This is a genomic window from Lysinibacillus capsici, from assembly GCF_020217405.1.
GTDB lineage: Bacteria > Bacillota > Bacilli > Bacillales_A > Planococcaceae > Lysinibacillus > Lysinibacillus capsici.
Window position 1 is genome coordinate 2,741,634 of the sequence record NZ_CP084108.1, and the last position, 24,202, is coordinate 2,765,835.

Annotated in this window: 26 protein-coding genes and 1 riboswitch; of the genes, 11 read left to right on the plus strand and 15 right to left on the minus strand. The window is 38.0% G+C overall.

Annotation, left to right across the window (positions count from 1 at the left end; genetic code table 11):
* Positions 1-328: 328 nt before the first annotated feature.
* A complete protein-coding gene (locus LCP48_RS13540) occupies positions 329-1,885 on the plus strand; it encodes an S-layer homology domain-containing protein (RefSeq protein ID WP_225340282.1) in 1,557 nt (518 codons plus the stop codon).
* 671 nt (positions 1,886-2,556) lie between these two features.
* Here the strand turns inward: LCP48_RS13540 and LCP48_RS13545 are convergent.
* Entirely contained in the window at positions 2,557-3,537 is a 981-nt protein-coding gene (locus LCP48_RS13545) for a DUF2268 domain-containing putative Zn-dependent protease (protein WP_225340283.1), read from the minus strand.
* A 198-nt stretch (positions 3,538-3,735) separates the two neighbouring features.
* Between LCP48_RS13545 and LCP48_RS13550 the strand changes: the two genes are divergently transcribed.
* The 5 genes from LCP48_RS13550 (at position 3,736) to LCP48_RS13570 (ending at position 6,503) form a co-directional block, all read left to right on the plus strand.
* On the plus strand, positions 3,736-3,960 hold the full coding sequence (locus LCP48_RS13550; RefSeq protein WP_004224247.1) for a hypothetical protein: 225 nt from the start codon (positions 3,736-3,738) through the stop codon (positions 3,958-3,960).
* Between the two features lie 276 nt (positions 3,961-4,236).
* The gene (locus LCP48_RS13555; RefSeq protein ID WP_004224244.1) at positions 4,237-4,344 is read left to right on the plus strand and encodes a YjcZ family sporulation protein; all 108 of its coding nucleotides are present in this window, start codon (positions 4,237-4,239) and stop codon (positions 4,342-4,344) included.
* A 363-nt stretch (positions 4,345-4,707) separates the two neighbouring features.
* The gene (locus tag LCP48_RS13560; protein WP_004224241.1) at positions 4,708-4,992 is read left to right on the plus strand and encodes a hypothetical protein; all 285 of its coding nucleotides are present in this window, start codon (positions 4,708-4,710) and stop codon (positions 4,990-4,992) included.
* Between the two features lie 87 nt (positions 4,993-5,079).
* Positions 5,080-5,556, plus strand: coding sequence for a GNAT family N-acetyltransferase (locus LCP48_RS13565; RefSeq protein ID WP_004224240.1), 477 nt, complete (start codon positions 5,080-5,082; stop codon positions 5,554-5,556).
* A 206-nt stretch (positions 5,557-5,762) separates the two neighbouring features.
* Positions 5,763-6,503 carry a hypothetical protein gene (locus tag LCP48_RS13570; RefSeq protein WP_004224237.1) on the plus strand — a complete coding sequence of 247 codons (741 nt, stop codon included), beginning with the start codon at positions 5,763-5,765 and terminating at the stop codon, positions 6,501-6,503.
* A 61-nt stretch (positions 6,504-6,564) separates the two neighbouring features.
* Here the strand turns inward: LCP48_RS13570 and LCP48_RS13575 are convergent, their stop codons facing one another.
* From LCP48_RS13575 to LCP48_RS13590, 4 genes are read right to left on the minus strand one after another with little or no spacing between them, the layout of a single operon-like run.
* Entirely contained in the window at positions 6,565-6,918 is a 354-nt protein-coding gene (locus LCP48_RS13575) for a YhjD family protein (protein ID WP_009370358.1), read from the minus strand.
* Positions 6,902-7,237 (minus strand): YolD-like family protein, encoded by a 336-nt coding sequence (locus tag LCP48_RS13580; RefSeq protein ID WP_004224231.1) that lies wholly within the window; start codon positions 7,235-7,237, stop codon positions 6,902-6,904. Before LCP48_RS13580 ends, LCP48_RS13575 begins: the two co-directional genes overlap by 17 nt.
* A gap of 12 nt (positions 7,238-7,249) precedes the next feature.
* Positions 7,250-8,509 carry a Y-family DNA polymerase gene (locus LCP48_RS13585; RefSeq protein WP_009370356.1) on the minus strand — a complete coding sequence of 420 codons (1,260 nt, stop codon included), beginning with the start codon at positions 8,507-8,509 and terminating at the stop codon, positions 7,250-7,252.
* Positions 8,506-8,727, minus strand: coding sequence for a hypothetical protein (locus tag LCP48_RS13590; protein ID WP_004230548.1), 222 nt, complete (start codon positions 8,725-8,727; stop codon positions 8,506-8,508). Before LCP48_RS13590 ends, LCP48_RS13585 begins: the two co-directional genes overlap by 4 nt.
* Positions 8,728-8,966: 239 nt before the next feature.
* Here LCP48_RS13590 and LCP48_RS13595 point away from each other — a divergent pair, with 239 nt between their 5' ends.
* On the plus strand, positions 8,967-9,623 hold the full coding sequence (locus LCP48_RS13595) for a cupin domain-containing protein (protein ID WP_036218725.1): 657 nt from the start codon (positions 8,967-8,969) through the stop codon (positions 9,621-9,623).
* Between the two features lie 97 nt (positions 9,624-9,720).
* Positions 9,721-10,203, plus strand: a complete 483-nt coding sequence (locus tag LCP48_RS13600) for a DUF3231 family protein (protein WP_004230551.1) — start codon at positions 9,721-9,723, stop codon at positions 10,201-10,203.
* A gap of 48 nt (positions 10,204-10,251) precedes the next feature.
* Here LCP48_RS13600 and LCP48_RS13605 read toward each other — a convergent pair whose 3' ends face one another.
* The 5 genes from LCP48_RS13605 to LCP48_RS13625 form a co-directional block, all read right to left on the minus strand.
* Entirely contained in the window at positions 10,252-12,858 is a 2,607-nt protein-coding gene (locus LCP48_RS13605; protein ID WP_004230555.1) for a cation-translocating P-type ATPase, read from the minus strand.
* A 253-nt stretch (positions 12,859-13,111) separates the two neighbouring features.
* Positions 13,112-14,302, minus strand: coding sequence for an MFS transporter (locus LCP48_RS13610; protein WP_004230558.1), 1,191 nt, complete (start codon positions 14,300-14,302; stop codon positions 13,112-13,114).
* A 74-nt stretch (positions 14,303-14,376) separates the two neighbouring features.
* Positions 14,377-14,476: riboswitch (purine riboswitch) on the minus strand.
* 399 nt (positions 14,477-14,875) lie between these two features.
* Positions 14,876-15,436 carry a signal peptidase I gene (gene lepB, locus LCP48_RS13615; protein ID WP_004230559.1) on the minus strand — a complete coding sequence of 187 codons (561 nt, stop codon included), beginning with the start codon at positions 15,434-15,436 and terminating at the stop codon, positions 14,876-14,878.
* A gap of 149 nt (positions 15,437-15,585) precedes the next feature.
* A complete protein-coding gene (locus LCP48_RS13620; RefSeq protein WP_004230560.1) occupies positions 15,586-15,696 on the minus strand; it encodes a hypothetical protein in 111 nt (36 codons plus the stop codon).
* Positions 15,697-16,047: 351 nt separating this feature from the next.
* A complete protein-coding gene (locus LCP48_RS13625) occupies positions 16,048-16,983 on the minus strand; it encodes an LCP family glycopolymer transferase (RefSeq protein ID WP_004230561.1) in 936 nt (311 codons plus the stop codon).
* A 282-nt stretch (positions 16,984-17,265) separates the two neighbouring features.
* Between LCP48_RS13625 and LCP48_RS13630 the strand changes: the two genes are divergently transcribed.
* Together LCP48_RS13630 and LCP48_RS13635 are read left to right on the plus strand one after the other, a co-directional pair.
* Entirely contained in the window at positions 17,266-18,354 is a 1,089-nt protein-coding gene (locus LCP48_RS13630; RefSeq protein ID WP_004230564.1) for a M24 family metallopeptidase, read from the plus strand.
* A 14-nt stretch (positions 18,355-18,368) separates the two neighbouring features.
* Positions 18,369-19,580: an aminotransferase class V-fold PLP-dependent enzyme gene (locus tag LCP48_RS13635; RefSeq protein WP_004230565.1), complete on the plus strand. Its 1,212-nt coding sequence runs from the start codon at positions 18,369-18,371 to the stop codon at positions 19,578-19,580.
* A 15-nt stretch (positions 19,581-19,595) separates the two neighbouring features.
* Here LCP48_RS13635 and LCP48_RS13640 read toward each other — a convergent pair whose 3' ends face one another.
* The 5 genes from LCP48_RS13640 to LCP48_RS13660 form a co-directional block, all read right to left on the minus strand.
* The gene (locus tag LCP48_RS13640) at positions 19,596-20,369 is read right to left on the minus strand and encodes an IclR family transcriptional regulator (RefSeq protein ID WP_004230566.1); all 774 of its coding nucleotides are present in this window, start codon (positions 20,367-20,369) and stop codon (positions 19,596-19,598) included.
* 364 nt (positions 20,370-20,733) lie between these two features.
* Positions 20,734-21,162, minus strand: coding sequence for a MarR family winged helix-turn-helix transcriptional regulator (locus LCP48_RS13645; RefSeq protein WP_004230567.1), 429 nt, complete (start codon positions 21,160-21,162; stop codon positions 20,734-20,736).
* Between the two features lie 25 nt (positions 21,163-21,187).
* Entirely contained in the window at positions 21,188-21,943 is a 756-nt protein-coding gene (locus tag LCP48_RS13650; RefSeq protein WP_004230568.1) for an SDR family NAD(P)-dependent oxidoreductase, read from the minus strand.
* A gap of 159 nt (positions 21,944-22,102) precedes the next feature.
* Entirely contained in the window at positions 22,103-23,107 is a 1,005-nt protein-coding gene (locus LCP48_RS13655) for an anti sigma factor C-terminal domain-containing protein (RefSeq protein WP_225340284.1), read from the minus strand.
* A complete protein-coding gene (locus LCP48_RS13660) occupies positions 23,097-23,600 on the minus strand; it encodes an RNA polymerase sigma factor (RefSeq protein WP_004230570.1) in 504 nt (167 codons plus the stop codon). Before LCP48_RS13660 ends, LCP48_RS13655 begins: the two co-directional genes overlap by 11 nt.
* 195 nt (positions 23,601-23,795) lie before the next feature.
* Between LCP48_RS13660 and LCP48_RS13665 the strand changes: the two genes are divergently transcribed.
* A complete protein-coding gene (locus LCP48_RS13665; protein ID WP_004230571.1) occupies positions 23,796-24,164 on the plus strand; it encodes a hypothetical protein in 369 nt (122 codons plus the stop codon).
* Positions 24,165-24,202: the final 38 nt, after the last annotated feature.

Below are 24,202 nucleotides of genomic sequence, written 5' to 3' on the forward strand. Positions count from 1 at the left end.
TTACCCTAGGCCGATCAATATATTCTTAAGTGAAAGGAATTTCTGCCTTTCAAAATTATCGCTACTAACTGAAAAGAATGAATAACTTTCACCTTATTTGATCTTAACGTATTTAATGCTATTAATCTCTTTTTATCACTTGAACTTGCCACTGCCTCTTTTATGATTGTCGTATGATAATTATTGTGAAGAGAACCTAAAGTAGTTGCAGTAACATCTATAAATCTAGTTAGCTCTAGGTCACTTTATATTTGTTATTCATTACCAATAGAATTTATCTGTTTAAACATGCTATCATTTTGTGGATATTGGTTAAAGCAGGTGAAAGATGAAAAGAAAGCTTATTTATACAATGATGTTCGTTTTATTCTGTTTCGTTTTTTTAATGAATCCCATTTCTGTCTCTGCAAGTGGCTTTGATGATATAAAAAAACTGCCGAATCAAATGCAACAAGAAGTACAGGATTTAACAAAAAGAAATATTATTAAGGGGACAACACCGACAACTTTTTCCCCAAACTCTACAATTACTCGTGGTCAAGTTGTCATCATGATGGGACGCTATATCGAACAGACTGGCATAGCGAAGGTTGATAAAAATTGGGAGGAAATGGATCGCTTTATGGATATGCCCCTGCGTGTGAAGGATCGTGAATTGCTAAAGTATTCAACTTTACTTTACGATAATGGCATCTTTAAGGGAGAAAATGGACGTCTAAATCCATATCATCACATGACACGAGAACAAATGGCACTAACGTTAAACCGACTTATGGTATTAGCCCGAAACTATTCATTGATTGACTATGCCTATGATTTGCAAAGTCATGTAGTGGATATACAGAAAGCAAATAAAGAAGCTAGACCCTATATAGAGGCACTTAATGCTTTAGGCATTTCCAATGTAGATACTTTCAATCCCAAAAACAGTGTGACACGTGTGCAGTTTGCTTCTTTTTTATCAAGAACAATCAAATTAATTGAGCGCAATCACCATGTTATTCATTTTGAAAAAACAGCTGAAGCGCTAGGATTCCAAAAAATTTCAAATGTAACAACAATCAATAAATCCCATTTACAAGTGTCCTTTTCTAATTCACTTCTTCATATTTATGCACGCTATGATGGTAACTTTGCCATCGACGAAGAAGTGCTAATTGAAGGGACTAGCCTTTTTGGTCGCCCTCACGAATCACGATTACAGCTAAGAAATCAATTTATGCAATCAAATGCTTTCTCCATTGTAAATAAATACATTCCAGGTCAACATGGATATATTAATATGAATCTTTTCTTAATGCATAGTTTTACAGATGCGCATTACAAATTATTAGATACAGGAAGAGAATATGGATCAGAAGCAGGATATATCGATCAACAAGGTGTATCTATGTATTTCATAAACAGTGATTCGGGCATAACAGAGCATACAGTCAATGGAAATGTATTATCTATTGATAATGAAGAAATTATAAGAACACCGAAGACTGTACACTACCGATATTATTTCGACTATCAAGGTGTCATGGTATTTGATACAGATGCCATGAATCATATCGGTGATAAGCGTTACACAGTAACAAATGGTGGAGACGTTCTATTTGAAGGAAAAGTATTAAAAGATCGTACATTTTATTATTTACCTATCATTCGACCTGTACCTTTTCATACCTATAATGATGATTTCAGTGGATTTACGTATACCGATGATGTGACTTTGCAACAAATATTAGCATTCCATAAAACGGACGGACAAAAATCAAGTATTCCAAGACAATACATGCATCCAAAGGTGCTAGTGATTGATGGGAAGAAAAATATATATGGTACAATTAATCTACGGGATGCAACATTCGGGACTTTCGAAGAGATTAAAAATTATTAATATTCTTATAAATAAAGAAGCCATGTGGTGTTGTTATGTTTTCAACACCACATGGCTTCTTCGTTTTACAGTTTATTCATTGTCCCAAATCAGATAATATGACTCGTGGATTGGTAGCTATAATAAGCTGGTCTTACGCCATTAATTGACATAATATGGTTTAATGGCAAGACTTAAATTATGTGCCAAAAATTTTCTATTAGAAAGAAAATATAAATTCAACCATCGCACACAAGGAAAAACCACCTGTTATTTATCCATGATGCCTCAGATGATACCTATAATAAAAGCTTTACACCCTTATTTTAATTACTTTTCAATTTACTTACAGTGGTAATGTTCTTAAGTTCTTTCACATACATTAATGTCGGGATAGCACCTTTAACATCGCCCCCAAGATGTTTTTGTACAATGCTATCCCTTTATACATACTCTGTTTAGTTGGAAATTTCCGCAAGATTTAATACATTAATAAGCCGTTGCATTATTCTTGGGAAGGTTCTCCTCATTACATAAGCCACTGCCATTTAAAACCGTCGTGACTTATGTCGTTTTTCGATTGAGAAAGTCCTATCATTATTACGTTGCATGTTTTACGAGTCCATATTGTAATCAGTAAAAGTGCTCTGTCTTTAATTTTGAACCCTCACAAATAAGTGTCTTCAAAATAGTTATTGATAGTGTTCTAAGTATTTTCCATGTTCGAAAATTTCTTGTGCACTTAAGGCTGTCCAATCCTCTGGTGTTTGATCAGGATGCAAGTCAAGATAGGATTTAACCATCTTATAGCCTTCACTGTAACCATAATTTTTTGGTAACCCTTTTCCACCATATAAGATGTCTGAGGTACGATTACTGTCGTACTTATGTAAATCAGGTTCTACTTTAGACCATAATTCCTTGTTGTAAGTTACATTCTTTGCTGTATAGCCGTAGTCGGGATAAACAGTTTTTTCAAACATGACCGCTTTTCCTTCAAAGACGATACTATCCAATACCGAAGCTCCGACATCTTTATTAAAATATTTTTCCGCCCAAACGCTGTGATGGTATTCGTGGGCAACAGTTGACTTTATACCATCATCCAGAACATTTAGATAAAGCGGGAGGATTATTTTGCCCGCTCCAACTGCGAAGGGTATTCTATTATTGGTTGCGGAAGGGAATACACAAACGGCTACATCGCTTTGAGAGGGTAAGAGGTCTGCGGATTTCAATAGCGATTCTTGAATAAGTTGATTGATTTCTGCTTTATGCGTCTCCATTTTTTCACTCACCATTTGTATTTCTGTTAGCCTGCTAGGAACCGTATTAAGCAGGTTTTCTGCCATATGATAATATTCCCCATTTTCAAAACAATCCTGGTAGATCGGTTGAATAACCTCCTTATTATACAGTTCCAGAGTTTCCGAGCTTGAAAGATTCGGATTCTCTTTGACCTTTTCCATATACGGATAAAACAGTTGATTGGCATGAATGATTTTGTAGTTTTGTTTGGTTTGAGGGTGCTCAAATGAGAACACGATCTCTTCATCATCTGTTATTTGCTTTTTCTCATGAAGTTGGCTCTCACTTTTTTCTGTTGGTGTACAGGCAGCAAGCATGAGTAATAAGAAGCCTAGAATAAAGGTGATTCCCTTTTTAAATTTCATCCATTTTCCTCCCGATCGTTAATAACTAGCAATTCTTTATAACCCCATTTATAGATTATATTACCATATAAATAGTAATGAAAGAATGATCGATTTGTCAGTATTTAGTTAGCATCTCCAACAACAGAGTGTACGATTTGTGAAGGTAAGAACCTTTAGCCACTCCTTTCATATATTATAGTGAAAGGAGTGGCTATTGTGCCTTGGCAACATAAAATTCCGTATTTAATCGGTCAGCCTGTTGGTGTTTCTTTTACAAATGGTCAAGGAACTTCTGGTGTCCTCTGTGGCGTATCTGGAGGAAAACTTCTTGTTCTTGAATATTTGTATCAAAGTCAATTTGCCTTAAAGCAGTACGACCTTCATATGATTCATGATGTGAACGGCTTTCCCCCTTGTCATACGCAGCAGCCGTTATACTAAAAAACATCCTAGAACGGATGTTTTTTTACATCGTGTTGAATACCAAAACAATTAGTAAAATTTGTTTCATTATTCTTGATGCTATTTGAGCATTTTCTAGTGCTATACAGGCTAACAACTAGCTCAAGCTACTATTCCATCATAATAATAAAGTAAAGCTTTCACCGCTTTATTCCCGAATGAAGGGACAACTCATTTTTTCTCTAGTTGTAGCTTGGCTCGCTCCCCCCTTTTTGTCCTATACATACTTTAGAAGAAAGAAAGGAGGTGTGTTTCATGAGTTACTGTGGCGGGGACAATGGAAGCGGCAATAGCTCTACATTCGTGCTTATTGTTGTACTATTCATCCTTCTTATTATCGTTGGTGCTAGCTTCATGTGTTAATTGATCGTCTCAGGCTTTAGCCTCTGTTCCATTACAGAAGCTAAAGCCTTTTTACAATGAATCGCTACCACAGCTATTCTGTCTAATCTCCTTCCTTTTCGTTTTTTTCTAGCTCATTTATTTTTACTCACAATTAAAAGCTAGTAATTTAGATAGATAACTATCTTAAACCGCTAGCTTCACATAATAATAGTAGTGTAAAGTTCTTTCCACTTTACTTTACACTCCTTTTGGTACTTGGGGTCACTTTCGTCCGAGTGACCCTGTTCTAGCAACACACATTTAGTTTCTCCTTTTCCCTATCAAGCGGAATCATCGGAACATTCCTACAACAAATTCGTTTTTATAGGAAGGAGGAAAACAATGGGAATTAATTTAAATCTCTGGTCATTTATCTTATCTTTGGGCTGTATTCTATTATTTTTTCTATCAGGTTCAATGAAAGACTTCTTTGACACCTATCTTCATTTCCATCCATTACTGTTGACACTACTCTTGTCTTTTGTCTGTTTTTACCTAAGCCTGGTCGGTATGAAAAATGTTAACAATTTAACGACCTTGCTTCGAGGAATTTTAACAATGGTCATTACACTCATTGTGATGATTAGTATTTCTTTTATTTTACTTTTTGGTACCCTTTTAAGTTAAAATGACCTACCCCCACATTATTTTAATACAAGCCTCCTTGACGAACGTTTGTTCTATAGTTAAACTATTAGAAAAGGAGGCTTTTTTATGCAAGAAACAACGAATATTGAGTTAGTACATTTCTCTGAAAGCTATGTAGAGCAGTTAGATCGTTTTGAATTACCTGAAGAACAACACCAATTTACGGCACTTCCTCAAGAGATTTCAATCGAGAAGGTCGGACAGTATCCAATTGTGATTTTAAGTGGTGGCGTACCTGTCGGCTTTTTTGTGCTTCATGCAACGGACAGAGTCCAACAATATTCTAGTAATCCTCAGGCAATGTTACTAACTGCCCTGTCCATCGACCATCAGCAGCAAGGTAGGGGCTATGCTAAAAAGGCTATGTTTGCACTTGCTGATTTTGTGAAGCAGGAATTTAAAGAATGTAATGAAGTAGTGTTAGTCGTCAATCATAAAAATATAGCTGCACAGAATTTATATGTCAAAGTAGGCTTTGTGGATCATGGAGAAAGAAGAATGGGACCTATTGGTGAGCAGATCGTTATGAATTTGCCATTGTAAAGAAATCGTCACTCATTTGCTTTTCAAAATGCGAGACGTACCTTACAAACAATGGAATTCTATTTTCCCCTACCATCTCTAAGAATTTCATTGTTACATCTCCACTCCCTGGCATATAAGCTTTTCCTTTAAGAATTCAACTGCTAGGGGTCATTTTTGTACAGTATAATAAAGTCAATAAGCTATAGAAAAGGTGGCTCTAGACATTGAAAAAAGAGATGTGGCTATGGTTATTAGGAATTTCTCTACTAGCTGGATGTAGTGTTACTGCTCCAAACGAGACAGTAAACACCCCTGCCGAACAGGTCTCACCACAGCTGGAGATACAGCATGAGGCTCCATTGATCGCCGTTTCCGATGATGAGAAGGTGAAATTATTTGCACGAAATGAAGCACAAAATGAAATTACAGAGGTAACTTTAGATATTGATGGTAAGCGGAAAAATTTTGACTGGACAATTCCTGATACAGGAACTAAACCTCAGTTATTCTACACAGATCTGACAAATGATCATAAGGAAGAGGCTGTTCTGATTATCCAAACGGGACGAGGGACTGGCCTTAATCACTATGAGATGCATGTTGTAAATGGAAAAGATTTATCGGAGATGAATGTCCAACATTATGAAGACATCGTTGCACATACTATTGAATCAACGATTACTAAAAATAATGATGGCACATTAGCGATTACGATAAAAGCACAGGGAAAAGAATCTACATTTGATTATGATTTTGATCCAGCACCAGATATCAATCAAGCGCAACTTGCTTTCGGTGGTGTGGTCGTTTATACAGTAGCAAATCAAAAAATAATGTTAAACATCCCTGGATCGATTGGCATCTCACCTATTTATGTAGCCGATGTTCGTATTACCTATCAATTTGATCGTACTAACAATGAATTTCTAGTTGAGCAAATTGATGTGAAACCTATCGAGAATTAAAGCCGCCAAAAGCTGACCACTCCTGTCATCAGCTTTTGGCTTTTTCATCGTAGACATAAGCCTAGGCATTGTGTAAATGTTTATTCATTAGCTCTTCGACTTGGGTTTTTAACGCTTGATTGGCATAGCGTAGTACCTCATCATTGCCTGCCGTAGCCACCTGCACATCACTAAAGTAATCATCAATTCGATGCCAGCCAACTAATCGTATTTTTTGTTGAGCGAGCTGACGTTTTAATTGAAAATAATCTTTGTGTAGCTGCTTTAATAAAGCATCCATAGCAGGTAAAAATACACGCTTCATCTTAAAATGCTCCGCCACTGTTAGATCGTGCTGTAAGGATTTCACAGCTAAATCAAGCAGCAAATATTGATGTAATAATCGTCGTTGCTCTCCATTAATCACATCCATCATCTTCTATACGAGCAGCATAAATGTATCTTAACGGGATGTGCTTCGTTGTGGTAATGGTTTCTAGTAGCAGCTGGTCCTCGTTCATCGCTTGAATGGTACCTACCCATTGCACATAGTTACCATGTTCCCATATAGTTAACATAATATAGTTATGCTGTGTGAATGCTTGTGTGATTATTTGCTGTAATTCTTCAAGCTCCCATTCAGCATGTTCCCGAGGCAACTCTGTCAACACCTCTTGTTTCCATGCCTTCAAAAGCATTAAATGCTCTGGTAGCATCATCGCTGTCCATTTCATCGTGCCTCTATCTCTTATCATTTTTTTCACTCCTTATGCTAAATGCCCGCCCACTAAGCGATTCCGTGAAATAGCTGTACCAGCGCTGGTATAGGAGGCTGCGCGTAATAAGGCCACCACTCCATATTTTCTACGAATCGCATCCATGACATGACCAATGACCTGCCGCTGGTCCTTACGCTCATCAAATAAATCAAGCTGAATGCTACGTTCTGGCTCTAAGTTTGTCAATCTAACAGATAATTGACGCGCTGGCTCACCCGCAAAATGCTCATCTAGTAAGGCCAGACAAGTCTGATACATAACAAGGGTCTCATTGGTTGGACTTTCCATGGTTCTTGAGCGATGGAACCCTTTCGTCATCGCATTGCGACTGTAAGAGAGCCCCAAGCTAACAGTCCGCCCGACATAGCCTGCTTCCCGTGTACGTCTCATCACATCCTCACACATTTCGAGGAGTACAACTGCAATATCCTTTCGTGTGTGATAATCCTTCATGAGCATTTGGCCCTTCCCAAAGCTTAATGCCGCATTGTTCACCAATGGCTCACCTAATGTGGAGAGATCAATGCCCCATGCATGGTAATAGTATTGATTACCCATAATACCAAAGCGCTTTTCTAATTCGGCTAAATCGGCATGGGCTAATCCACCGACTGTTTGGATGCCCATCGCATTTAAATTGGCTGCCATCTGTTTCCCAATCCCCCACATATCAGACAGAGGACGCACGGGCCAAAGCTTTGTTGGGACATCGGCATAGGTCCATTTGGCAAAGCCTGTTTTTTTTGCCTCTAAATCTAACGCTAATTTAGCCATCAACATGTTTGGTCCCATGCCAATGGCGGACGGAATGCGAAACTTTTCATAGATGTCTTCCTGAATCAATTTGGCTACCTGCTCAGGCGAACCCCAAAGTTGCTCTGTGCCTGTTAGATCTATAAAGCTTTCATCCACACTATAAACATGGATCGCCTCTGGAGGGACATATTGTGCAATCAGACGCGTAATGGCCATGGACATCTCTAGAAAAAAGGACATTTTTGGTTCAAACAACTTAATATCTGGATGTTTGGGAATTTCATAACGCCGATTCCCTGTTTTAATGTTAAATTTTTCTTTCATCACTGGTGATGCAGCTAGCACAATACTGCCAGGTTGTTCAAAATTACCGATGACGGCAATTGGATCTGTCAGCACATCTAGCCCTTCTAGCATGGCAATACAGCTTGCATAAAAGCACTTCATATCAATACAAAAAATATCTTTCTGTGGGAAGTCGTTGTAATTCATATCACCTCAGACTCCCGTTGGAGAATGGGCAGAAGGGCTAGAACATTGTTAATATGAAACGTACGCTTCGCTAGCCTTGTAAAACAAAAGGCGGTAAAGGAATCACCTTGAATGTGGATGATTTTCACGCGCCTTTTCGTAATGGCACCTGATTTCGCTAGATACATCATGTGGACGATTTGGTGACGATGCATGGCTTTTCTCAACTGTTCTTTCATGTTGAATGCTCCTTTACTGACTCTGTTTGCGATCATGTTGAACAGAGTTTTTGATAACTAAGAACAAACGTTTGTGTTTTTATTATACGCACGTATGTTCTGAAATAGAAGTGGTAATTTTAGCTAATTTTTACCCAGACAGAGGCTAGCTGTAGCTAGGCATTTGTGTAAGTCTAGGAGCACCTAAAACATAATCTATGATGATGAATAGCTCAATTTATATGAGAAAGGATGTAAGTATCAGCTCAAATATCGATTATAGCTCCCCTTCTGCAGCGTTCACTTTTGATGTCAATAAAAGTACGCTTTTTAAAAAAGACTCCCGAAATTACATTAATATTCTCGGTGTAGAACAATTAAATACATTAGAAAATACATCTTTGCTTGATATTTTTTTAAGTAAAGACAATGTCATCGAGCCACATTATCATCAAAATGCTGCAGAGCTTGTCTATTGTATTGCAGGAGCAGCAACGGTTTCTCTATTGAATCCCTTTACCAAGAAAATTCAACACTATCCTATCAAGCCTGGGCAGGTTGCCAATGTACCACAGGGCTGGTGGCATTATGAAGTAGCCACAGAAGATGACACGCATCTACTTGCTATTTTTGATGCGCCAACGCCAGAGGTCATTTTAGGCTCTGATATCTTAAAATTCACACCAGCCAATATGATGGCCCATACGTATTGTTTAGATGAAGAACAATGGAAGAAAACAATTGCACCGATTGTTCCTACGACTTATATCGGACCAGCAAAAGGCTGCAATCGTGTCCGATCAGCAACCGATCAAGCCCCTTCTAAACCAACCATGCCACAGCAATATATGAAACCATGTCCATACCCTTATCCCTATCGTTACCCTCCTATGTACCCTTATGGCACCTACTATTAGCGACCTCTTATACATTTTTTATTGTAAAAAATGAATAGAATGTCATTTACTGCTACATCCTAATCTTAAATCAAACTAAGAGTTAGGAAGTGTCAGGATGACAATGATAAATGAAAATCTAGCATCGTTACGATTTAAGGAGATTTTCAAGCTTTGGTCACAGCTTGGGATCAATCAAGGCTATATTGCTTCCAGTCATGCTTTTTTTAAGCATACGCGTGATAAAAACTTAAAAATCCTTACATTGGAATTTATTCAATGTTTAAAAGAGGAAAATAAACAGCTAACACTGCTATTAAAGGAAAACGGTGTGCTGGCACCAACAGCATCAATAGAATACAGTAAAATGAAAATAACGGATATTCGTGGGAAATCTTTCATTAATGATGGCGAAATAAGTGCTATTTTATCGATGAATATTGCCTCCTCTTTGATTGCCGTAAGCCAAGCTTTAGAGCTGGCAGTAAAGAAAACACATCTAACCAAATATAGTGAACTCCATATGCGTTATGCGCTACTTGGAGCGAGATTGATTGACCTAAGTAAGAGTAAAGGCTGGTTATTAGCCTCTACTCACTAAAAAGAAGCCTCCGTTTGATTAACTAACGGAAGCTTCCTTTTTTAATCTTTATCGATTTCTCACGAACAGTAGCTTATACCATTGATTGACTAGGAATGGTAACACCGATAGGCTATAAATAAAGCCCAGCTGTGCTGGTGTTAATGGAGCTACCTCAAAGACCGTTGTAAGCATCGGCATAAATAAGACCATGTGTAAACTTAGCACACCAATGATAAAGGCGAACCACGTATATTTATTCGAAAATACACCAATCGCAAAGATGGATTGTTTGGATCGAGAATTAAAGCCATGCACTAACCTTGACAGGCATAGTGTTGTAAAGGCCATCGTGCTTGCTGTTAACGTATCGCCTGTCGATAAACCAATTTGAAACGCAATAATGGTGGAGATGGCGATTAATATCCCTTCAAGCACAACTTGTGTGGTAAATTTTTTATTTAATAAAGGAGTATGAATGTTTCTAGGCTTGTCCTTCATTGTTTTCTTATTATTTGGCTCTAAACCGATGGCAATAGCAGGCAGACTATCTGTTAATAAGTTGATGAATAGAAGATGGACAGGTGCAAAAGGAACAGGTAAGCCCAGAACCGTTGCATATAACACGACAAAAATAGCGCCTGCATTTCCAGATAATAAGAACAGAATGGCATTTTTAATATTTGTATAGATGCTACGGCCATTGGCGATTGCTTTAACAATTGTTGAAAAATTATCATCCGTTAAAATCATGGATGAGGCATCTTTTGCAACCTCTGTGCCTGTTACGCCCATAGCCACCCCAATATCTGCTTGCTTCAAAGCAGGTCCATCATTGACACCGTCTCCCGTCATGGCAACCACATGTCCTTTATCCTGCCATGCTTTAACAATTCGAATTTTTTGAGCTGGTGTCACACGGGCATAAACTGAATAATCCTGTACTTTATCTTGCAGCTCTTGATCCGTTAAGCCTTCGAGCGCATGTCCCTCTATAGCTTCAGCTGGATTTTGCAAAATACCAATTTGTTCGGCAATCGCGGTAGCTGTAATTTTATGGTCTCCTGTAATCATGACGGGTTTAATACCTGCCTTTATACAGCTTTCCACAGCCTCTTTCGACTCTTTTCTTGGAGGGTCCATCATCGCAACTAAGCCGACAAAGATTAAATCTCGTTCCGCTCGTGGATCGACTTTTTGTAGAGGCAAGACCTCCTTATAAGCAATGGCTAGCACCCTTAAACCATTCATAGAAAAATCACGATTCACTGCCTCGATTTTCTGGCGATGCTGCGGGGTGATCTCAAAAATACCTGTTGATGTTTTGATTCGCGTCACTTTTGGTAAGAGTACATCCAGAGCCCCTTTGGTAATCATGATGGGCTGCTTGTCCATCTGATTGACAGTGCTCATAAGCTTCCTCGTCGAATCAAATGGAATTTCAGCCAAACGTGGATATTGCTCACGTATCTTCAATTCATCTAAACCATACTGTTTCCCCAACTTCACGAGCGCAATTTCTGTAGGATCACCAATTTCTTTGTGGTCACGCTCGACAGCGTCACTACATAAAAGCGCTTTTACCATTAGTTCTTTTTCCACTGGATTTATTGGATTGAGCCAATCATGAGGAATTTTCTTCTGGTCCACAAAAACTTCCTGTACCACCATTTTATTTTCTGTTAAAGTACCTGTTTTATCAGAACAGATGACCGATACACTCCCCAAGCTTTCCACAGCATACAGCTTGCGGATGATCGCATTTTCCTTTGCCATCTTTTGGGTGCCAAAAGCTAATACGATGGTCACGATAGAACTTAAAGCCTCAGGGATAGCCGCCACAGCAAGAGATACAGCAAACATAAAGGATTCCACTAAGGCTCGTCCTCGGATAAGATCAATCGTAAAGATTGCTAAACAAATCAGCGTAATCCCTAAGGCTAATTTTTCACCAAATTGATCGAGGCTAATTTGTAATGGTGTTTTCTTTTCCTTGGCTGTATCGAGTAAATTCGCAATTTTTCCGATTTCCGTCTGCATCCCAATTGCCGTAACCATCACGATGCCACGTCCATTGGTCACAAAACTTCCTGAGTACACCATATTTTTCTTATCCGCAATGGTGATATTCTGCTTCCGAATGGGGTCTGTACTTTTTGCCACAGCAATTGATTCGCCTGTAAGAGAGCTTTCGTTGATGTGCAAATTATGGCTTTCTAGTAGTCTTCCATCCGCATTAATATAATCGCCCGCCTCCAACATCAGAAGGTCGCCTACTACAATTTCTTCAGAAGGAATTTCTACTAGTTGATTATGACGCATGACCTTGGCAATGGGAGAGGTCAATGCTTTCAGATTATCTAATGATTGTTCGGCCTTCACGTGCTGCACTGTACCTAAAATGGCATTTAAAATAACCACGATCATGATCACAATGGTGCTTTCTACTTCTCCTAGTAGAAAGGAAACGAAGGCAGCAACGAGTAAAATGATGACCAATAAATCTTTGAATTGGCCCATAAAAACAGCCAACGTACTTGTCTTTTTCCCTTCCTCTAATACATTATAGCCATAGACCTGTTGCCTCTTTTGGACGTCATCATCAGTCAAACCTTGCGTGGTGACGTTCAATATCTTCATAACTTCAGCAGATGATTGTTGATGATATTCAGTCATTGAGTTCTCCTTCCATTTACAAGATTTGAAAGTCTCCTACTATTTTTCTTAAAAATAATATTCGCTCTTAAAATCTCAAACTCCTCAAATCTGTAAATTCATTAACTACAACAATCTATTCCATAGGTAATTAGAGTATGCTAAGAAACCATAGAGAATTTAAATTTGGGAAGAGTACGAAAATAGATTCATGCAAACCAATTAAAAAGGTATTGGGATGGCTTTCCCAATACCTTTCAGAACTATCGTTCGATTATGAATTATGATGTGCTGACTGATAATCTACGTGCTGCTCCTGTCCAAGAGGTGCCCTTTTAATAGAAAAGATGGCGCAGCCTAATGCACAAAGAACTAGAATCGTACCAAAGCTAGCTAGGTGCATAACGGACCCTGTCCAAGCAAACATTGCGCCACCCACTGCTGATCCGATAGAAATACCAATTTGCAGGGCTGCTGTATTTAAGCTTTGCTGAATATCTGATGATTGAGGATCCGCTTGAATTAAGTAATTTTGTAATGGCGGTGTCAGTGCCCAGCTCAACGCACCCCATAAAACCGTAAATACTAAAAACAGTGGAAGGGCAATAATTGTATAAGGAATACTAAATAAGACAATGGCAAAAGCTGAGACAATTAAAATTATGGCTTTACTTGTGCCAATTTTATCACTCACCCATCCACCTACAGCATTCCCACTAACAGAGGCAATACCAAAGATTAAGTAACAGATACTAATCCATGAAGCATTCATATCAAATGCCTCTACTAAAAATGGTGTTAAATAGGCGTAGAGCATGTAATGACCCGCTAGCATAAATAGGGTAGTTAACTGTGCTGTCAGGATTTTTAAATTGGCCAGCGATTTAATTTGCGCCTTAAGTGGCACTACTTCTCCAATTGGCATTTTTTCAAGTAATAAAGCAATTAATATCATTGAAATCGTTGATAGGATACTAATACCCAAAAATACGGCTCGCCAGCCAAACGCTTCTGTAATAAAAATACCCATTGGCACACCGATCACCAGCGCAGAACTTACACCCATAAAAACAAGCCCCAGTGCTTTAGCACGATGGCGAGGCTCTACGATTTTAGTTGTAATCGTTAATGATAAAACAATCACTAGCGCTGTACTCATAGCTGTGAAAATACGTGCGATTAGCACAATGATAAACGTTGTACTAAAGAAGGTCATTAGATTTCCTAACGTAAAAATAAATAAAGAAATAAGGAATAAGCGCTTCCGTTCCACCTTGGCTGTCAAGGATAGTAGGACAGGCGCAGAAATCGCATAAACAAGTGCAAAAATAGTAATTAATTGTCCCGCTGTCGCTAAAGACACATCTAAATCCTCTGCAATATTTGGCAGGATTCCGCCAACAATTAATTCAACTAACCCTACTGCAAAGGTAGTCACAGCAAGAATATAAACTCGCCAATTCATCGTAATCTCCCCTTCGTTACACGTTCATTTTTGTAGGAGATTGTTTTAAAACAAACTAAAAAAATCCTGACTACAAAAATGAAGCAAAGTTTTGTAGTCAGGATTTTATGGTTCCTGGTAGAGACCCTCAATCCATATTATTGAGGTTATACAGATCAAATATTTACTTTAGCTATAGTAGCACATCAAAATTTCATTGACAATAGCTTTTTTCATAGAATTCATTGCCTCTAAAAATCTTTTTGGCAAGAGAAAATTTCGATTTTCTGCTTATATTTCGACGAATTTGACCATATATAGTAACATACAATAACTATTTTACGAGGTGATCGTTTGCGTATAGTAGGATTTGTCTGCTATTTTTTAATACTATTTTATGGCGTAGAATTAGTAGAAGAAGCGTTCACAAATGAAGAACCAGCAATGCAATCTCCCATGAAAAGTAAGCCATCGCCCATCAAGGAAACCGTTGAAAATTCAAGGATTTGTGTCTATTATCCCACGTATAAAAGCTGTACCGATTTACCCCAACAATAAAAAAGAGGCTACTCAATGGAGTGACCTCTTTTTTCATCATTTTGAGCCAATATGAAAATGACTAAATGGATAGAGTATTAATTTTGATTCACCATATACAGCATCCTCTGAAATTAAACCATAATGGCGACTGTCACTACTTTTTAGGCGATTGTCACCAAGCACAAAATACATGCCCTCTGGCACTTCTTTTTCATTCACTAATTGTTCCAATGTAAAGTTTTCCGTAATGCGTAATTGATTAGGATCATCCGTTTGACGGTTCACATAATCTTCTTTGTATGCTTTGCCATTGACGTACAATACATCATCTTTCATTTCCACTTTATCCCCTGGAAGACCAATGACACGTTTAATATATAACTCATCTTCAACAGGTGATTGGAAAACAATTTGATCGAAACGCTCGATTTTACTTGTTTTGCTTACAATAATAATATCCTTATCGTGATAAGTCGGATACATGGATGCTCCCTGCACTTTAATCGGTGCAAATAAGAATTGCTTACAGCCAAAAACAACAACAGCTGTAATGACAATAATTTTGATGTAGGATACTATTTCTTTTTTAAGATTGGATGTTTTTTCCGCTTGCATGCTCATTCCCCGATACTGTTTTTTTAATAGTATAACATTTTCTCACTATTATTGACGAATGAATAACACAAATTGTTTCCTATTCATAGAAAAATAGACAAGGCTACAAAGTAACATTGTCTAGAAATTGATATTTTGCTGTTTCATCGTTATGAATGGTTAGTTTGTGTAGCAGAGTGATGCTGCTCGTTTAATAAATCTACTGCTAATACGATACCCACTGGTAATGCAAATGCTAATAAAATTGTGCCTACAATCATCACAATCACTCCTTTAACCATTTCTAATGTCAGTATACACTTAATTTTCTGATATTTCAAGAAATATCGAAAAATGATGAATAACAGCAAAAAAATCATTCAACTAGGCATGCACCCTACCTGAATGATTTTTTATCCCTTACATAAATAATTTTAAACATAATACTTGTAGGCCTCTTATTGCTGATTGGACTGGATTTTTTCGCACTTTACGTTTAGGTACATAGCTTTGCATGCAATGATTCAGCGCTGTATACCTCAGCACCTGGGTCCTCCCATTCATTCATCTCCCTCCCTTCGTGGCCAAAAAGTTTACAACTAGTATGCGACATTTGTAAGCAACTTGCTTCCTTATTTTTGTAAATGGTTTTTTAAATCTGTTTGTATTTTTTGAAGCTCTGCCTCATTCGGAATATAGTACCAAATGCGGTTAATCCTTTCACCATCTCCCTCTTCAAACGATAACTGCTCAATATCCTTATCCATTTTTTTATAAATACTTTGTAGCTGAATAAGGTCCTTCACCGAAAAGTTCATGCGAACATTGTCGCCTAGTACATTCAACATATCGGTTGCTTTTAATAATGTTGATGGTGTGGAGGCTTTTTTCATCACCGCTTCAATGATTTGACGTTGTCGAATTTGGCGTCCAAAATCACCTCGAGGATCTTCATAACGAATACGAGAAAAAATAAGGGCCTCATTACCATCTAATGTGATTTCTCCCTTTGGATAATGGTATTCGTCAAAGGTTAAATCCATATCATTATCGATTGTTACGCCACCAAGTGTATCAATAATTTGTAAAAAGCCCTCCATATTAATAAAAACATAATAATCAATGGGAATATTTAAAAAATTTTCGACCGTATCCACAGCCATAGGGACGCCTCCAAAGGCATAGGCATGATTAATCTTATCTACCGTATCATGACCAACGATTTCTGTTCGAGTATCACGGGGTATACTAAGCATTTTCATCGTCTGCTTTTCAGGATTTACAGTGATTACAATCATGGTATCGGAACGTCCACTATCATCTTTACGTTCATCGACCCCAAGCATTAGAACCGAAAAGGGATCTTTTTTAATCACTGTTTTTTCTTCTGGTTGTGCTGCATCTGTTGTTTGAATAAGTGGTGTATTTATTTTATTCATAGTTTTTTGGATGGTAAAGTAGGCAGTACCTATAAAAATTAAAAAAATTGCTAATAGGCTACCAACAATCCACAGCCATAATTTTTTCTTGCTCTTTTTCTCTTTTGAGCGTTTCATGTTTTTTTCCATACATAAGTCCTTTCTTGCTTAACAATTTTGCCCCTCTTTTTGACGTATTAAGTTGGAAAAAAGTTTATCTAGTCTACTTATATGCATAATGAACGAAAAAAAGACGTACACTAGTATTTACTAAATTTACAACATACTATTCCCTCATTTGTCAATTATCTTCTTTCTCCTCTATCAAAATGATGCTATCTTAATTTATTGAAAATTCATTATTGTTGATATATACTAATTTTCAGATACAACGTCTCTATAATAGAAACGTTTTTCAGGAGGGATCACTCAATGTTTCAGAAAAGAAGAGAGCAGCTCATTTCCCGTATGCAGCAACAGTCAATTGATGTAGCAGTGCTAGTACCAGGGTCAAACATGTATTATTTTACAGGTCTTCAGTTAAAGCAAAGTGAACGCCTAACGGTAGCCGCTATTACTGCTCATCATCAATTATACTTTCTCGTTCCACAAGTAGAATTAACAAAAGTAGACTTGCGGAATGGAGAGACAATCTTATCCTATTCGGATGAGGAAGGACCGTCACAGGCCATCCAGCAACTAAAAAAAGAACTAGAAACAGCGCAGACACTTGGCGTTGAGTTTGACACCATGCGCGTGAAAGAACAGAAAGCTATCGAAAACCTTACATATGACAATTTATGTGATATCGGTGAAACCATTCGTGATATACGTATGGAAAAAGATGAACACGAAATAGCCCTCATGCGTCAGGCTGTACAGATTGTCGAAGAAAGTCTTGCAGCCACATTACCGATTATTCAAGCTGGTATTTCAGAGATGGAAGTCGCAGCCCAATTAGAATATGAAATGAGACGACGTGGATCAGAGGGAACACCTTTTGGAACCATTGTTGCTTCTGGTTATCGAGGTGCGCTTCCTCATGGTAGAGCGAGCACAAAGAAAATAGAGACAGGTGAATTAATCGTCATAGATTTTGGCGCGATTTATAAGGGCTATGTGGCGGATATGACTAGAACAGTTGCTTTAGGAGAAGTTTCTCCAACACTCAAAACCATTTATAGCATTGTGAAGCAAGCAAATGAAACAGCCATAGCAGCCATAAAACCAGGTATGACAGCTCATGCCATTGATGATCTGGCAAGAGGCATTATTCGCGATGCCGGCTATGATGATTATTTCACACACCGACTTGGCCATGGCATTGGTTTAAGTGCACATGAAGAGCCTTATATGATGCAGCGTAATCAGCTAGTGTTAAAGCCAGGCATGGCCTTTACCGTGGAACCAGGAATCTATGTGCAGGATGTTGGTGGTGTTCGTATCGAGGATAATTTAATCGTCACAGAAAATGGTTACGAAAATTTCATGACCTATTCGAAAGAATTAATCATTTTATAAGGTTGGTGTGTACAATGATCGATATGAGGAAAATACAACAGGATATGCCGCTACTTGAACACTATATTTACCTAAACACAGCTGCTGCATCTGCCATGCCACAGCCAGTAGTGGATGAAATGACTAGCTATCTTCAAAAACAAGCAAGTATTGGTCCCTACTTGCCCTCTTTTCGTCAAGAAACGTATGCTCAGGTAGAGGTTATTCGAGAAAAAGCCGCATTGTTCATCGGCGCAACAAAAGAGGAAATTGCCTTTGTGCCAAACGGTTCAGTGGCGATTAATTATGTCGCAGGAGGCTTGCCATGGAAACAGGGAGATGAGGTCATAGTGCTCGACACAGAAATGTTGAGTAACTATGTGCCTTGGCTTGCCCTTCAGCAGCAAGGGGTACAGCTGAAAGTGTTAAAAACCAATGATGAATATATGGTAGATTTATATGCACTTGAGCAACTCATCACACCACAAACGAAATTGATTACCTTTGCCCATATGTCTAACGCTGCTGGGGCAATCCAGCCCGCCAAAGAAATATGTCAGCTCGCCCAGCAACACCATGTACTAACATTGATGAATGCCAATCAAACACTTGGTTTAACACCGATTAATGTTGCCGAACTTGACTGTGACTTTCTAGTTGCATGTGGGCGGAAATGGCTACGCGGCCCTGAAGGATCAGGTATTTTATATGTACGAGAAGCACTCATTCCAACATTGACGCCTATTATGATTGGCTGGGGCAGCACCCAGTGGGATTATCAGAACAATGCCTATTCTTTTGTAGAAACCGCTAAACGTTTTGAGCCAGGTTGTCCAATTATTCCAAGTATTTTTGGATTAGGGGCAGCTATTGATTATGCGAACAATATCGGTATCCACCACATATATGATCGTGTAAAGCAGCTAACAAACTATTTAATTGAACAGCTTGCCACCATTCCAGGCATTGTCTTATATGGTCCTCAAAATAGGGCTCATCGATTATCGATTACGCCATTTAACATTGAAGGGCTGTCACCAGATGAGCTAACCAATGCTTTAGCAGAGCATGGGGTCATCATTGAAGCTGGCACATTTATGGCGAATACCATTATGGAACGCAATCAGATTTCTAAAATGGCACGTTTTTCACCACACTATTTTAATACGTTTGAAGAAATTGACAAGGCCGTATCCATTATGAAAAAAATTCAAGCAGAGGCTCAAGATAGACATTCACTATCTTGAGCCTCTTTTTCATGCTTATTCATGATATAATTTAAAGCTGTATTGATCGAAATAACGTTGAATATTCATCGCTCCGTATTGAAGAACATTCACCATTTCAGGTAATTTCTCCTCTGTTGGCTTACGATAAATAGGACCAGCAATTGTTAAAGAGGCAATGACTTCTTTTTTACTATTAAAAAGAGGTACACCTAGCCCAAATACTGAATGAGAGTACTCTCCCGTTGAAAAGCACCAGCCTTGCTGTTGTATTTTTTCTAAATCGGCTAACATTTCATCAGGGTCAGTAATGGTTTCAGGAGTTAATCTTTTCATCCCATGCTCCATGATCTCCTTTTTTCTCTCTTCAGGTAGATAAGCCATGATGACTTTACAAGATGCCCCGATATGTAGTGGTGTCCGGGTGCCAATCGACACTGAAAACTTAATGGTTTGAGAGCTCTCAGCTATTTCTACTGTGACACCATCTGTGCCATCCAACCAAGTTAAAAATACGGATTCTTTGATGGTATCTGCAAGGTTGATCATAATTGGTAAAACAAAGTCAGAAAGATTTAATTTATCTTTAACCATCTGGCCATATTCTAGAAAGCGAAGCCCTAATTCATATTTTTTTGTCTCCGGATTTTGAATAAGAAAGCCTTGTTTTTCGAAGGTTGCTAAAATCCGATAAATAATGGAGTGACTAATATCCATCTCTTTCGCTAGCTCACGAACACCCCATGTAGGATTTTCCTTATTAAAATATTTCAGTACCTCCAATGAGTTATCTAATGTTTTTAATGTCATTTCACACCTCAAATGTCTCTATAATAGAACCGTATTTTGATTATAAAATGAACACGGGCCATTTTCAATAAATTCAACTATTTTACAATTAGATTTTAAATGCACGATTTCATTTCAAGCTGTTCCTATGGACATTCGGATTGTGCTGAGCATGGCTATCACCTAAAAAAGGAAGGCTATCCGCTGGAATCCTCTTTTTATCCGTCACATTTTGAGTTTTATCCGCCAGTTTGGACATTCTATTCACTTAGAGCCATTCTATCATGCAAAAAAGAAAGCTATCCGCCAGTTTACGTACCCAATCCGCCTAAACAAAGAAAAATCAACCCACCTCTTAAAAGGTAGGTTGATTTTTTTTACATGGTTATTTCTGCTGGATACCCTGTACTAATTTTTCTTGAATCCGCAAGTATTGGGCAATTTCCTCATCATCTAATACTTCAAAAAGCTGTACAAAGACCTCTTTTCCGATAGATTGAGCCTTTGCTAAAGCACTTTGACCCTCGTCTGTAATTTGTAAGCGAATGGTGCGGCGGTCGGATGGATCATATAGTCTTTCTGCTAATCCAAGTTTGACCAGCTTTTCGGCAATGCTCGTCATAGCACCTTTTGTATAGCCGATTGTCTCAGCTAATTCGGCTTGTTTTTGAGGGCCTTTGACATGTAGCTCATTTAAAACTAAAATTGGTGAAATTCCTAAAGGATATGGGAACGCTTTTGTAAAACGTATAATATTCGCATTGTTCACCTGTTCAATCATATGAATCAGTTTAAAAATATTTGTCTGTTTCAAAAAAATCCTCCTCAAACGCTGAGAATTAATGAAGCATTAGTGAGCCTCCATCCACCATAATCGTTTGACCTGTAATGTATTGAGAATCGTCAGAAGCTAAGAAAACAGCTACTCGACCAATATCTTGCTCAATATCACCAAAACGGCCTAACGGGATTTTACTTCTCACCGCTTCATAATACTCTGGCTGTGCTTTTGCCCATGCTTGTACACCTGGTGAATCAGCAAGCGGACTAATGATATTGACATTAATACCAAAACGTCCCCATTCATTTGCGGCAACACGGGAAATACCACGAATGGCTTCCTTGGCAGCGGCATAAGCAGCCTGTGTTTCATGACCTTGAATGCCTGCTCCAGATGCAAAGTTAATAATATTACCCTTAGTTTCTTTTAAATGCGGTAGGGCTGCTTGCATTAAATAGAAGGTTGGATAAAAACCTGTTCCAAATGACAAATCAAGATCTGCTTGTGTAGTTTCTTCTATTGTAACTTGTTTAGCAGCATGAGCGTTATTAACTAGCACATCTAGTTTACCGTATTTTTCTACGACTGTATCAATAATTTTTGGTAATTGGTCGCGTTCCATTAGATTAGCCTGTAAAAACATAGACTTCGGAGACATTTCTTGTAATTCTTTTGCCATTGCCTCGCCTGCTTCTGTATTTAAGTCAACAATTGTCACAATCGCCCCTTCCTTTACCATAGCTTTTGCCATTCCACTACCAATACCACCTGCACCACCAGTTATGATGACCACTTTGTTTTGTAGCTTACCCATTGAATCAACATCTCCTTCTTGGTTATCTGTTAATAGTTTAACATTAAACTATTTAGTTTTAAACTAAAATGTTTCAGATAAAAAAGCCTATTCTAGAGAAGTGTTAATCCAAAATAAGCTTTTCTAAAATTGATTGTCCGATTACTCTTTTCCAGCGCTCTATTTCTGATTCGATATTACACCAAATATAGACCCTTTAATGTAGGATTGTCCTTGTAAAGACTGCAATTGCTCTGGAGTACCAGTTACTACAGCCCCAGTTATTTTCACATCACTTTTCTCTAGGGTTCCATTTTCCCCTACTAAAGCTTGATAAACCTGATTTGTTTCCCACTCAAAGTTCTTGCTTTTACGAAGAAGCTCAATGTTTCGAATAAAGGTCTCAACCTCGTCGTTTGAAGAGCGTCGAGGTTTTGGTTTGGATTGCTCTGATTGGAAGCCGTAAATGTATGGATCATTGGCTGAAATAGTATTCTGTCCTTGCTTAAAAAAATCTAGTGTAGCATCTGTATAGGCATCCACCCACCACCAATCTACTTGTACTTCAGAAGGTAGCTTGCTTTTAATTTCACCAAAATTATAGGCATCATCAAAGGAAATAGCTATTTCTACTAAAGTATTTTTCTCCAATTGATGCAGTTTACTCATATTATCTTGGTAATGATCGTAGGAAATCCTTGGATGATAAAAAAACATTTCTCGGTCACCTGTGTAGTCATTAAACCGTTCGAATTGATATGTTTCTGCCAGTGATTCTGAACCTTCTATCTGGATAGAGCTAGAAATGGACGTTCGTGTAAGCATTCCAAATAAATTATAATCGCTTTTGATAGGCTTCCAAATATATGGACGATGCTGATCTCCAAGCACCTTATAGGTTGTTGTTGTTATTTTCCCTCCCAGCAAATGATCGTCATAAGCCTGATTACTAATTTGGACATTGGGCGCACTTATTTCGTTAAATAAATGAATATCATCCATTACTTTTTGCGCGCTATTTAACGATAAAGCCCTCAGCCCATACCATAATGCTATTAGCACAATGGGGGTAACGACCAATGTAATCCCAATCATTTTGACTGTTGACCAAAACCTTGCCTTTCTCATTATTTTTTTCGTTTGTTTATCATCAAACAAAAATTCATTTTCTTCTTTATTCATCATGAATATCCTCCTTAAATCGTTCTGTAAATTCTTCCCTAGCACGTCTGACATGCGTTTTTAGTGTGTTTTCATTCTTATTCATCAAGGCTGAAATTTCCTTATACGATAATCCCAGCTCATATTTCAGGATTAATAATTCCTGATGCAAAATGGATAGCGTTTCGAGTGTGTTCTGTATGTCCTTTAATTTTTCTTTCTTTAGCATCTGGATCTCAGGAATATGAAGGAATGAAGTCAATTGAACCTCATCTAATTCTGTTGTTGGATGACGTGTTTCTTTTCTCTTGAGATCATAAAATTGATTGGTTGCTACGCGATATAACCAACTCATTACTTTGTCTGACTGAATTCCATTTTTATGTAATAAAAATTTATAACATGTATCTTGGACGATATCTTCTGCATCCTCATGGGCTAATCCACGTTTTCTCAAATAACGATATAGCAGCGTTCCTGCTTGCTGTAGAAACGCATTCATTGATTGCTTTACCATGTCCACCTACCTTCTGCCTATACAACGCAGAACTCCATGAAAAGTTTACATATTACAAAAAGTTCCCATTAATTATTTTAGTTTAATGAAAACCAACAACATTTATTTTCAAATACATACAAGCATCTTTTTAATTTGACAAGAATATACTGTAGCAGCTAGCTAAAATCACTTTCAAGAAAGGAGTTGTGGATAATGGGTGCTAAATGGATAAAGGTTTCAGTCTTTTATTTATTAATTGTTTTTGCTTTTGGCCTGTTTATGCATTATACGGTTCAACTTCAATGGAAAGCGACACATGCTCATATTGGTGTGGTAGGTTGGCTGACTACTGGATTCATTGGTTTAATTTATTCGACTTATAAAAATGCTGCGGAGACAGGTCTCGCCAAAGCACAGTTCTGGCTTTACAATCTCGGTTTACCCTTCCTTTTTGTTGGCATGATGATGGTGTATTGGGATGTACCACGCTGGTTATTTGAGCTTTTCGTGTCTGGTGGTGGAATTGCTGTAGCGCTGTCTGTCCTGTTATTCTTTGTCAATGTCTTCAAATATGTAAGATAAATAGAAAAGCCCCGCTTCAGTTGAAGTGGGGCTTTTCT